Raw genomic sequence first — 11826 nt, 5'->3', positions numbered from 1 at the left:
TGTCTTCCACCAGCAACTATGGCCAGGCATCTGCCCCGCGCAACCAAATTGCCACCTTCACCCCCTGAATTTGGAACTACCTCAATACCGCCCAAAAAAGGATACCGATCAAAAATGGCGGCTCATGAGGTCCGCCGGGCCACGAAATATCCGACCATTGTCGTTGTTTTCCTTATATTTATCAACGGGTTGTGGAAAAACATATCGGGTGAGACCTTCCCCCATGTCAGCCTATTGGCCAGCCGGGCCCGATCCGAGGTCTGTGAGGGCTCAGTGTTAAAGCTTTACAGGACAACCAACGCGTCGCTAACGTCGATCCCATGTAGAATTCACAAGGGGAACAATAATTATGTCAGATCCATTTCTCGCACAGATTGTGATGTTTGGGAGCAATTTCGCACCCCGCTCATGGGCGTTCTGCGACGGGCAGCTTTTGCCGATTTCGCAGAACTCGGCGCTCTTTTCGCTCCTCGGAACAATCTATGGCGGCGACGGGAGAACTTCGTTTGGCCTGCCTGAAATGAGAGGGCGCGTACCGATCCACGCAGGCAACGGACCAGGACTTTCGCCACGCAGATTGGGGGAACGCGGCGGGTCCGAGAGTGAAACGCTGACACAGGCACAGATCCCACAGCACAACCACAACGTGACAATGCGGGCCGACAGCCGCTCGGGCAACACGGACAACCCGGCCGGCAACATCATATCGACCGGAAGTGGCACCACTTTGTTCAGGCCCAATTCGGCGCGGGACGACGTCAACATGGCGTCCGACGCCTTGACCCAAAACAACGTTGGCGGAAGCCAATCCCACAACAACATGCAACCGTTCACTGCGGTCAATTACATCATTGCGCTGCAGGGCATATTCCCGTCCCGCAACTGATCACGCTTGAAACAGGAGGCCAATATGAGATTTCTGGACAAGGTATCCCGACGCATGGTGTTGGCAGGCCAAGCCGCCTTGGCGGGGCTGGCAACACTGCCATCAATCGCGACGGCGCGCAGCGTCACAGTCGGTGTGGACGCGAGCGGTGTTGCCGCTGCGCCCAAATTGCAACCCCGGTGGGACACGGCCACGGCTGAGGAGCTTGCGCCGTTTATCGGTCAGCGGTTTCGGGTGAAATCGGCCGAGCACGGAAACCTGGTGCTCAAACTGATTTCGGTAGAGCCCGGCCGCTCGGGCGCGGCGCGCCCCGCAGACCTTGCGCGGCGCGAAGCTGTTACGGCGGTGTTCGACAGCCCCGACCTTGCACCACTGGTGGCGGACCAATACGGCAGCTACCAGGTGCATCACCCGCAGATCGGGTCGGCGGAGCTTTACATGACTGCCAGCCCGCGCCGACATGGTGGCAACTACGTCGAAGTTGTGCTGAACTAGGCGCCGAAGCCACGACATTTGACCGCCGCGAGCTTCAACTTGCGGCGGTCTTTTCTTTTGAGAGCCGCAGATGTTGATCCAACCCCCGAAGGAACAGGTGTCCTTTCGTCTCATCCGCGACGAGGATGGCCCCTTTCTACTTGAGCTATACGCGTCCACGCGAGAGTGGGAATTTGCCAATTTGGCATGGGACCGGCCCGCCTTTGACGATTTCGTAAAGCGACAGTTCGAGGCCCAAAGCGCGTCATATGAAATGACCTATCTTGGGGCCTCCTTCCGCATCATCCAGCTTGGAGAAACCGACATTGGCCGCCTGATTGCCGACCGGCAGGATGACTGCCTGCGCATCATCGACCTGACGCTTGCACCCGCATGGCAGGGCCGCGGCATCGGCACCGACATTCTCCGCGCCCTGATGAACGAGGCGCATGGCGGCAAGGTTCCTGTCCGGCTATGCGCCGAAAAAACCAACGGCCGCGCGCTGCATATTTACCAAAAGCACGGGTTCACGGTCACCAGCGAAAGCCCGGGCCATTTTGACCTGGAGTGGCGCCCCCATACCGGACCGCGCGAGATTTGACGGGTCAAGGCGGTGCCTGGCTACGCGAATACGATCTCGTAATAGGTGCCCGCGTTATCGGCGCTGTAGGGCGAGATGAAAAGCTCGTGCACCCCAAACCGGGGCAGTTCCATCTGGCAGACCCGGTCTGGGAGAATGGGGTCGACCGGGCCGCGCAAGCCCACGGAAAATGATTGACGAAACCCGCTTGGCGTCGCTGGAGCGCCCAAGCTGCTTGTGGCCGATCCCTTGTCGCGGATTTTGACGTCCTCAACGATCAGGGTAAGCTGGTTCTGCCCGTCAGACACAAGCACCTGCTGCCCGATAATCTGTTCGAAATGGTCTGGTTCGAAGTCAAACATGCCACGGTTTTTGGCCCTCTGAAGTGCGGTTGGCAAGAGGCCATCCGCGAATGGTCTCATATTACCGTCATGCATATTGTTGACGAGGCCGCCACGCTTACGTCCGGTTAACTTTTTAATTGGATTTGAACAGCTATTTGGGGTATCTATCGGAAAAATGTAGTAAACGTGCGGGGAGTGCGACATGCCACTATTTGATTTTGACACCGGGACTGGGGTCACAAGCAATTCGACCAGCCTTACCTTCACAGACAATACCGTTACATTTGTCGCCAGCACCAGCGGTGTCGGTGGTAGCAACAATATTAGCTATGCGCCTCAGGTTGGCGAGCTGACTTTCTCAGATAACGCGGGGTTGGATGTCTTCACGTTGGATGTGGCGGCCGGACCCGCCAATACCAACTTTGCCCAGACGGCTGGCGGTAACCTTCAGGTCGCGATCGACACTATTTCCGGCACCTGGAATGTGACTTTGGTTGGCGCGGACGGCGCCGCAAATGTGGTCCTGTCGGCCTCGACCACAGGCCAGGTACTTAATTTCACCGGCACCGCCGGGTCGAATTACTCCGAAATTCGGTTTACACCGACTGGCGCCGGCCAGTTCATCGCGATCGACAGCCTTACTGCAGAAATCACCTGCTACCTTGAAGGCACAGGCATCGCCACGCCGGATGGCGACGTGGCCGTTGAGGACCTGCAACCGGGCGATGTCATCATGACCGCAGATGGCGGCACGACCGAGGTCAAATGGGTCGGCATCCAGCCGGTTGATACCCGCAAGGCCACCCCAAGCAAGGTCAACCCGATCTGCCTGGTCAAAGGCGCCATTGCCGACAACGTACCGGCCCGCGACCTGTTCGTGTCGCCAGACCACGCCATCGAAATCGACGGGCTGCTTTTCAACGCGCATGCGCTGGTCAACGGCCGCTCCATCTTCCAGGCGCGCAACATGCCGCTGGACGGCTTCACCTACTACCACATCGACACCGGGGCCCATGAGGTGATCATGGCCGAAAATTGCCCCTCTGAAAGCTACCTGGACGCGGTTGGACGTGAGAACTTCGTCAACGGTGACGAACGCGCCGACGCGCCGATTATCCCCGAGATGGCCCTGCCGCGCATTGCCGCCAAACGCATGGTGCCGCAGCCGCTTGCCGCAGCCCTTGAGGCCCGCGCGGACGCGCTGGGGATTGAAGCACCACGTGCCGTTCGCGCCGCGTAGCGACCGACAAATACAGATTGAATGAGCAGCCGATCGGACCCCCGACCGGCTGCTTTTCATTTGGGCCCGCGTTCGCGGCATTTCCAAGCCGGCAGGTCGCAAACAGCGTTTGTCAAAGGCGGGCGATTTGCTAACCTGCGGGACAGGTATCACCCGATTGTACGAGATTTCCCATGAGCGCCACTGCCACGCCAGACGACCCCACCGAACTCGCCGCCGTCAACGAGCAGGTGCAACGCATCATTCAGCACCAGCAGGCAGGCCGGGTCGACGAGGCGGGCGAAGCAATCGACGGCCTGCTGGCGCAATATGAAGACCACCCCCGGCTGATCCACCTCAAGGGGCTGAACAAATCCCTGGCCGGCGACCGCGCCGCGGGACGGGCGCTGCTGGAATCTGTTTTGGCCTATGACATGTCCGATGTCGGGGTGCTGATCGACTATGGCGGCATGCTGGCCAATGATGGCGAGGTGGACAAAGCCATTCAGCAATTCCAAATGGCCGTCGAGATATCGCCCAACTACGCGCTTGCCCGCGCCAATCTGGGCGCCGCGCAGGTGGTGGAAAAGCAATATGAGCGCGCCATCCCCAACCTTGAAAAGGCCATCGAGCTGGACGGCACCGTGTTGGACGCGCATCTCAATCTTGCGCAGGCCTTCATTCGCACCAACAGGTTTGACGCCGCGATCAACGCGCTGTTCCGCGTTCTGGCCATCGACCCGCAATCTGCAGCCGCGCATGTCAACCTGTCGCTGGCGCTGTTTCGACGGGAACGCCATGAGGCGGCGGAACACCACGCCCGCCGCGCGATTGAACTGGCGCCAAACGCCGCAGAGGCGTGGTTGAACCTTGGCATGACGCTCGCCGCCTCTGGCCGCATGGACGAGGCGGCCGAAGCCTATCTGAAGATCGCCGGCCAACCGCCCATCGGGATGGCCGCCTTGACCCGCTTGGTGTACATGCGAAAAACCAAGGCCGACAGCCCGGAACACGCGCTTCTAAAGCGCTATGAGGAACAGTTCGACAATATCCAGAACGCCGAAATCCAAGCCAGCCTGCTCTTCGCGCTGGGCAAGGCATCAGAAGATCTTGGCAAATATGATGACGCCTTTGGCTATTTCAGCCGGGCCAACGAGCTGGCCGCGGAGTCCTACCCTTTCGACATCAGCGCATTGGCGGCGCGCACGTCGCGCATGCGCAGCCTTGCCACCCCGGACTTCATTGCCAAGCACCGTGGCGCGGGGATCAGCGACCTCGCCCCGATCTTCATCTGCGGCCTGCCCCGGTCCGGCACCACGCTGACGGAGCAGATGTTTTCCCGCCACCCGCAGGTGCAGGCGGGCGGCGAAATGGCCGCCGTTCCCTATGCCTTTCGGATGAACAAACCGGTCCGCGACATCATGGAGCAAGAGGCCCCCGACAGCGCCATGACCGATGACGACCTGAACCGGCTGGCCGAGGGCTACATATCCTTTGTGCAACGCGAAGGGCTGAAAACGGAATTTGTCACGGACAAAATGCCGAGCAACTACATCTATATCGGCCTGCTGGCACTGGCGTTCCCAAGGTCGAAATTCCTGATCATGCGGCGCCACCCGCTGGACTGCCTGTTGTCGAACTTCACGCAGAATTTCGGGCAAAACCAGCCGTTTTCCACCCGCATCGAGTACCTGGCCAGCACGTACAAGGAGTTCGACCAGATCGCCACGAACTGGGCATCGCTGCTGCCAGATCAGGTGCGTGAACTGCGCTACGAGGACATTGTCACCGACGCGGAAGGGCAGATGCGGAGCGCCCTAGACTTTGTTGGGCTGCCTTGGGACAGCGATGTGCTGGACCACGTGAAATCAACGCGGCAGGTCAACACCGCCTCTGTATCGCAGGTGCGGGAGCCGATTTACAGTAGCTCCGTTGCCCGGTGGCAGCGATACGGCCCTCTTCTGAAAGACCTCGCGCTGGAGCTGAAGGACCACCTGCCCGAAGCCGACCTTAAGGCGTGCGGGATCGGCTAAGGCTTAGACCAGCTCTGCATCCGTCATGATCTCGACCAGCGCGGGGCCGTTGACGGCGAGCGCCTTGGTGATCGCGTCGGCAATGTCCTCGGTCTTGGTGACCTTCTGCCCATGGCCGCCGCACAGTTTGGCAAAGGCCGCGAAGGACGGGTTGATCAGGTCGGTTTCCCAAACGGGCCATTCGCCGGAGCGTTGCTCCTTCGAGATTTTGCCCAGCTCACCGTTGTGCAACAGGATATCGGTGACATCCATGCCGTATTTGACGGCCGTGGTGAAATCCATCGGGTACTGCCCGAATCCGCCGTCGCCGGAGATGGAGACGACCTTGCGCCCTTTGAGTTCCGCCACATCCTGCGTCGCGGCCCACGCGCCGAGACCCGCGGGGAAGCCGAAACCGATGGAACCCAGATAGCCCGACATCAGCACCCGCTGATTGCCCTTGGTTTCCAGATAGCGCCCGAAGGAATAGGTGTTGTTGCCCACGTCGACGGCGAAGATCGTGTCATCGGGGACCAGCTTGCCCAGCGCATCGAAGATGGCGAAGGAATGGATGCCTTTGCCATGCTCTTCGGCCAGACGGCGGTGTTTTTCATCGCGCCAGATGGCCCAGCGGTCGGCCATTTCCGCGACCTGATCGTCGGCGTCCTGATGCGGTTTGATCCGGCCTGCAGCCGCGTCACAAAACGCGCCAATCTCGCCCCAGACGGGGACCTTCACGGGATGGAACTTGCCCAGCTGCATCCGGTCGTAATCGACCTGAATGATGTTTTCCTTCAGCGCGATACCCGTGTGGTTGGAGAAGCTGGCCCCGAAGGCCACCAGTACATCCGCCTCGTTCATGAACCAGCTGGCAATCGGCGTGCCGGACCGGCCTAAGACCCCGCCGCCAAGCGGGTGGTCATCGGCGATCAGGCCCTTGGCCTTGAAGGTGGTCACGACTGGCGCGCCGATCTTTTCGGCAAGCGCGATGATCTGGTCGCGCGCGCCGTAAGCGCCGTGGCCCACGACGAACATCGGGCGTTTGGCTGAATTGAGCAGCGCGGCGGCCGCGTCAATGTCGTCCTTGGAGGGCGTGACGCGGGTGCCGCCCATGCGGCCCTCCGGCGTGGCGGCGGGCTTGTCGGACGGGATCGTCTGCATGTCATCGGGAAAGATCAGATGCGCCACATTCTGTTCAACGATGGCGTTTTTGCAGGCCAGCGACATCAGCTCTGCATGGTTGGAGCTGCTGAGCACGGTTTGCGAGAAGGCCGACACCGCCTGAAAGGCGGAGCTGAGGTCAATGTCCTGAAACGCGCCCGGCCCGAAGACCTGCGTCTGCACCTGACCGGTCAGCGCCAGCACCGGCGCGCGGTCGACCTTGGCGTCCCACATGCCGGTCATCAGATTGGTGGCCCCCGGCCCCGCGATGGTCAGGCAGGCCGCGGGCTTGCCGGTCAGCTTGCCGTAGGCCGAAGCCGCGAAGGCCGCGACGCCTTCGTGGCGGATGCCGTAGTATTTCAGCTTTTTGTCGATCACCTGCCGCCGGATCGCGTCTGAGAGGCCAAGGTTGGAGTGGCCGACCATGCCGAACACCGATTGCACGCCCCAGTTGGTCATGGTTTCGACCATGACGTCGGTGACGGTGCGCTCATGCGGCGGCTCGGCTTCCAGCCCCACGAAAATCTCCCCGTCGCGAATGTCGAGCGGGTACATGTCCTGGCCGGTATCCTCGTGCCCGCCGGGCGGCTTGCCGGTCAGCGGGTCGAAATCCCAGCCGTGCCATGGGCAGCGGATCCAGCATTTGTCGTCGATGCCCTTCTCGATCGAGCCCTCGCCCAGCGGGCCCTTTTGGTGCGGGCAGTGGTTGTTCATCGCGGCCCATTGACCGTCGAAATGCACCAGGCAGATGGATGTGGTGCGCGCGGTCACGGTTTTGACCCGGCCCTCGGGCAGGTCGTCGATATGGCCTACAGATATCCAGTCGAGCGTCTGGTCAGTCATCGGTGGTCTCCTCTTCTGGCGCGTTGGGCTGGGTCAGGAAATCAATGAATTTTTGCAGGTAGGTCAGGATCAGGAACACGCCGGTGGCCCAGATCAGCAGCTCGAACGGGGCGAAGGGCGTGCCGCGTAGCCAGCGGGCCAGAAGGCCGCCATTTGGGCGCAGCTCCTGAATGCCGAACAGGCCGGGGCGGCCCCAGAGATCAAATATCCAGAAGCGCGACAGGTACAGCATCACCGCGCCGACCACTGCCATTAGAACCAAAAGGACAACGCGTTTCATTCGGAGATCAGCTCCATCGTTGTGTCGTCCATGCACAGGACCAGAATGTCGCCGCGCCGCTCAAGATCACCTTCAAGCGAGACGAACTGCCCGACATAATCATACGCCGCCTCGGGAAGCCGCGTGCCGTCAGGGCCGGTGATCAGCATGAAGTCGGACCCGTCAATGGGCTGCGTGGACACGAAAACAGGTGGCACATCGCCAATCAGGCACAGGTTGGCGCAGGCCTTGTGAGCCAGCCCGCGCCCCGGCCGCATCGCCCCGTTGAGACATTTGCCGTCGCAAATCTCCCCCGCGACCTTCCAGCGGCCCAAGGGTTCGGTGTCCATCGGGGGCGGGTCGCCGCCCACCATTTTCAGCCCTTGCTGGCCGCCGCGCAGCTGCATCATGTCGATGGTGCCGCGTTGCAAAATGATGCCGGAGACCTCTGCCAACTGCCCTTCCAGCCCCATGGCGCGCATGTCGACACCGGCCTTCCCGGCGCTGGTCAGCATCAGGGTCTTACCGGGTTTGATCAGGTCGTTGCCCTCGGTCACGCGGAGCAAGGGATAGGGTGTCAGTTCAATAACACCGGTGACCGTCTGGCGGCCATAGTCGAAGCGAAAACCCGATTCCGGTGGCGCGTCCTGCGTGCTGCCAATCAGCAGCCCAGTGGCCACGAAGATGCCCACCACGGCGACGCAGGCCAGAAGCAGGAACTTGCGCAGCCCATCGGGCGCGGCGAGGTAGCCCACGAAGAACGGTTTGTCTTTCTCGCTCATGTCGCGGCCTCCTCTGCGGGTTGCCAACCGGGGATCGGGACCGGCTCGACGTAAGTTCCCGGCGGGTTGGCGTCGCGGTGCACCTGCACGGTGCCGCCTTCAAGGCGCAGGTTGTAGGTCGGGATCATCTCGGTGAACGGCGCGGGGGAGCGGCCGTTGGTGACGTCATATTGGAACCCGTGCCACGGGCAGGTGACGAGGCAGAAGACCACCTGCCCTTCCCCCAGCGGGCCGTTTTGGTGCGCGCAGGCGTTGGAGATTGCGTTCAGCTTGCCCTCCTGATTGAACACGGCGACGCGTTCGTCGTTGGGCAGCACCTTGATCTTGGCGAAACCGTTGCGAATGTCTGACGCGTCGCACACATCAATCCAGCCGTCCGCGTCAACACCGATCTCGTCGCCCGCGCGGCGGTCCATCAGCGCGGCGTAGGCATGCAGCCCCGCCACGGCGGCGGCCCCGCCAATGAAGATCACGGTGAAGACGTGGTTCTGCTGGTCCTGCAGGATGCCGAGACTGACATGGGCGACCACGGCGACATAGGCGAAGTAGATGGACGCGTGGATGCGCTTCCAGACCGGCGGGGTCAGGAATTTCATCCAGAAATCGTGGCTGGTGGCAGCCAAGACCAGCAGGCAGATCAGGGCGAAGATGCCGAAGACCTCGAACGGGAAGCCCGCGAGCTGGAAGAAGCTGGTATTGGCAAAAAGCAGCGCCTCGTATTTGTCGGAGCTGGAGAAGGCGAAGTACCAGTTCAGGATGTAGCCCGCATGGGTGATCGCCACGAAGGTGGTCATCACCCCGAAATGGCGGCGGTTGTAGAGCAGCGGCAGGAAGCGGCGGTCGATGCGCGCCAGTGGGCCGATGCACAGGATCACCGTCAGCATGACGAAGGCGCAGGCCCCGAAGGCGCGGGCGTTGTGGACCTGCGGGTTGATCGGGAATTCGTGGCTCAGGAGTTCCGGGCTGACGAAGAGGAACAGCCAAAGGAACGCCACCACCCCCGCCAGCATGACGAAGTCGTAGATCCATTTGTTGCGGTTCCACTGGACGGGGATGTATTTGACGCTCATTGCGCGGGCTCCGACAGTTGAACGGGGGCCACGTCCGTTGGCCATGTCTGGCGCACGGCCAGCCCTGCGGCGATGACCAAAACAATCGCAATGGGCATGATCAGCGCCACCATGTGGTGCGCGCGCCTTCGCGGGCGGTAGCGTTTGGACCACTCATCCTTGCCGTCGGCCAGAATGTACCAGCGCCACAGCACCAGCGGCCAGATCAGCAGCACGCCCGGCACAATCAGCGGGCGGAAGACGTAGGCCCCTTGGGCGTCCTCATCGAGCCGGTCCATGCCGAAAGTCAGAAACGCAACGGCGACCAGCGCGCCGATGCCGCCCCAGATCTTGACGACCATCAGGATCAGCTCTGCCTCATTCATGCGACGCCTCCGAAGGACACCCCTGAGATATCGGCCATGTCCCGTTTCCAAGTGGTTAAGTCGGCATGATTGAATTTCGACAGATGGTCATGCCCGCAGGCGCGCGCCATGACCTGCATCAGCTCGGTCGAGGCGGAGAAGAAATTGGCCAGCTGCTGCGCCGACTTGTCAGCGATCAGCCGGCTGACCAGTTCCGGCTTTTGGGTGGCGATGCCCACGGGGCAGTTGTTCGTGTGACAGGCGCGCATGGCCAGGCAGCCAATGGCCTGCATCGCCGAGTTGGACACCGCAATTGCATCCGCCCCCAGCGCCATGGCCTTGATGAAATCCGCCGGTTTGCGCAGCCCGCCGGTGATCACGAGGCTGATATCGCCGCGCCCGAGTATGTCGAGGTGCCGCCGCGCGCGGGCCAAGGCCGGGATGGTCGGAACCGAGATGTTGTCGCGGAAGATAATCGGCGCGGCCCCCGTGCCGCCGCCGCGACCGTCGAGAATGATGTAATCCACCCCGACCGCCAAAGCCGCGTCTATGTCCGCCTCAATATGCTGGGCGCTCAACTTGTAGCCAATAGGAATACCCCCGGTGCGGTTGCGCACCTCGTCGGCGAATTCCTTGATCTGGCTAACCTCGGTCCATTCCGGGAATCGGGAAGGGGAGATGGCGTCAGCGCCCTCGTCCAGCCCGCGCACCTCGGCGATCTTGCCTTTGACCTTGTTGCCGGGCAGATGCCCGCCTGTGCCGGTCTTGGCCCCCTGCCCGCCTTTGAAATGGAAAGCCTGCACCCGGTCCAGCTTGTCCCAATCGAACCCGAACCGTGCGGAGGCGAGTTCGTAGAAGTAACGCGAGTTGGCGGCCTGCTCTTCGGGTAGCATGCCGCCCTCGCCGGAACAGATGCCGGTGCCGGCCATCTCAGCACCCATGGCAAGGGCCAGCTTGGCGGTTTCCGACAGCGCGCCGAAGCTCATGTCCGACACAAAAAGCGGTATCTCCAGCCGCAGCGGCTTTTGCGCGTTGGGGCCGATCACCACCTCGGTGCCGACCGGATCATCATCGAGAAGCGGCGGCTTGGCCAGCTGCGCCGTCAGCAGCTGGATATCGTCCCAATCGGGCAGCTTGCCGCGCGGTACGCCCATGGAATCCACGATGCCATGATGCCCCGTCTTGGTCAGCCCGTTCCTGGCGTAGTTCTGGATCATCCCGTTATAGGGTTCTTCGGCGATCCCGTGGCTCGGGTCGGCATAAAGCCCCAAATAGGCGTCACGGTTATAGGGCTGCGGGTTGGCGTAGCCCCACGCGTTGATTTCGTCGGCGTCGACGCATATGTCGTCGCCCTCGATCCAGGATTTGAACTTCGGCAGCTTCTCGTCATTGGCATAGGCGGACACGCCTGAATCCAGCCGGTAATCCCAGTTATGCACCCCGCAGATCAGGTCATTGCCGCGCACATGCCCGTCCGACATCAGCGCGCCCCGGTGCAAGCAGCGGCCGTAGAACACCGACACCTCATCGTCGAACCGGACCACCACCAGATCAACCTCGCCAACGATTGCATATTCGGGTTTGCGATCCGGCAGTGCGCTGAGTTTGAAAATGGCTGTTTTGGTCATAGCTATCTCACGTTTTGGGTGGCTCGCCCCAACACCTTGCCCCAGGACGCCGCACAACACCATGGTGTTGAACTTGCTCCCTTTTTGCGGCGGCGGGCCCAGGCGTTCCACGGCCTTTGGTAACAACCACGCGGGCCACGCCGCAACATGCGCAGACATGCCGATAGAACGGCTTGCCTTGCCGTTTGTACAATTGCTGTGAGACTTGGGAAGAAGTGGTGCCT

12 protein-coding genes are annotated in these 11826 nt (G+C 61.5%); 5 read left to right on the top strand and 7 right to left on the bottom strand.

Annotated elements, in window-relative coordinates; genetic code table 11:
• Nucleotides 1–349: 349 nt before the first annotated feature.
• From Q0899_RS15760 to Q0899_RS15750, 3 genes are all read left to right on the top strand, one after another.
• Nucleotides 350–886, top strand: a complete 537-nt coding sequence (locus tag Q0899_RS15760) for a tail fiber protein (protein ID WP_299194009.1) — start codon at nucleotides 350–352, stop codon at nucleotides 884–886.
• Between the two features lie 24 nt (nucleotides 887–910).
• On the top strand, nucleotides 911–1381 hold the full coding sequence (locus Q0899_RS15755) for a hypothetical protein (protein WP_298295527.1): 471 nt from the start codon (nucleotides 911–913) through the stop codon (nucleotides 1379–1381).
• Nucleotides 1382–1451: 70 nt separating this feature from the next.
• Nucleotides 1452–1961, top strand: a complete 510-nt coding sequence (locus tag Q0899_RS15750; RefSeq protein WP_298295525.1) for an N-acetyltransferase — start codon at nucleotides 1452–1454, stop codon at nucleotides 1959–1961.
• Between the two features lie 20 nt (nucleotides 1962–1981).
• On the opposite strand, the gene Q0899_RS15745 is transcribed toward Q0899_RS15750, so the two are convergent.
• Nucleotides 1982–2302, bottom strand: coding sequence for a hypothetical protein (locus tag Q0899_RS15745; protein WP_299194006.1), 321 nt, complete (start codon nucleotides 2300–2302; stop codon nucleotides 1982–1984).
• Nucleotides 2303–2486: 184 nt separating this feature from the next.
• Here Q0899_RS15745 and Q0899_RS15740 point away from each other — a divergent pair, with 184 nt between their 5' ends.
• Together Q0899_RS15740 and Q0899_RS15735 are read left to right on the top strand one after the other, a co-directional pair.
• Nucleotides 2487–3524 carry a Hint domain-containing protein gene (locus Q0899_RS15740; RefSeq protein ID WP_298295521.1) on the top strand — a complete coding sequence of 346 codons (1038 nt, stop codon included), beginning with the start codon at nucleotides 2487–2489 and terminating at the stop codon, nucleotides 3522–3524.
• 173 nt (nucleotides 3525–3697) lie between these two features.
• Nucleotides 3698–5536, top strand: coding sequence for a tetratricopeptide repeat-containing sulfotransferase family protein (locus Q0899_RS15735; RefSeq protein ID WP_299194004.1), 1839 nt, complete (start codon nucleotides 3698–3700; stop codon nucleotides 5534–5536).
• Nucleotides 5537–5539: 3 nt separating this feature from the next.
• Here the strand turns inward: Q0899_RS15735 and Q0899_RS15730 are convergent, their stop codons facing one another.
• From Q0899_RS15730 to Q0899_RS15705, 6 genes are read right to left on the bottom strand one after another with little or no spacing between them, the layout of a single operon-like run.
• The gene (locus Q0899_RS15730; protein ID WP_299194002.1) at nucleotides 5540–7519 is read right to left on the bottom strand and encodes a thiamine pyrophosphate-binding protein; all 1980 of its coding nucleotides are present in this window, start codon (nucleotides 7517–7519) and stop codon (nucleotides 5540–5542) included.
• Nucleotides 7512–7799 carry a hypothetical protein gene (locus tag Q0899_RS15725; protein WP_298295516.1) on the bottom strand — a complete coding sequence of 96 codons (288 nt, stop codon included), beginning with the start codon at nucleotides 7797–7799 and terminating at the stop codon, nucleotides 7512–7514. The genes Q0899_RS15730 and Q0899_RS15725 overlap by 8 nt, the downstream gene beginning before the upstream one ends.
• Nucleotides 7796–8560 carry a hypothetical protein gene (locus tag Q0899_RS15720; RefSeq protein WP_299194000.1) on the bottom strand — a complete coding sequence of 255 codons (765 nt, stop codon included), beginning with the start codon at nucleotides 8558–8560 and terminating at the stop codon, nucleotides 7796–7798. The genes Q0899_RS15725 and Q0899_RS15720 overlap by 4 nt, the downstream gene beginning before the upstream one ends.
• Nucleotides 8557–9630: a Rieske 2Fe-2S domain-containing protein gene (locus Q0899_RS15715; RefSeq protein WP_299193998.1), complete on the bottom strand. Its 1074-nt coding sequence runs from the start codon at nucleotides 9628–9630 to the stop codon at nucleotides 8557–8559. Before Q0899_RS15715 ends, Q0899_RS15720 begins: the two co-directional genes overlap by 4 nt.
• On the bottom strand, nucleotides 9627–9995 hold the full coding sequence (locus tag Q0899_RS15710) for a hypothetical protein (protein WP_299193996.1): 369 nt from the start codon (nucleotides 9993–9995) through the stop codon (nucleotides 9627–9629). The genes Q0899_RS15715 and Q0899_RS15710 overlap by 4 nt, the downstream gene beginning before the upstream one ends.
• Complete coding sequence (locus Q0899_RS15705) at nucleotides 9992–11602, bottom strand: glutamate synthase-related protein (RefSeq protein ID WP_298360545.1); 1611 nt, start codon at nucleotides 11600–11602, stop codon at nucleotides 9992–9994. Before Q0899_RS15705 ends, Q0899_RS15710 begins: the two co-directional genes overlap by 4 nt.
• Nucleotides 11603–11826: the final 224 nt, after the last annotated feature.

Origin of the sequence: uncultured Litoreibacter sp. (assembly GCF_947501785.1) — a bacterium.
Lineage (GTDB): Bacteria > Pseudomonadota > Alphaproteobacteria > Rhodobacterales > Rhodobacteraceae > Litoreibacter.
This window is presented reverse-complemented; position numbering and strand designations above follow the sequence as displayed.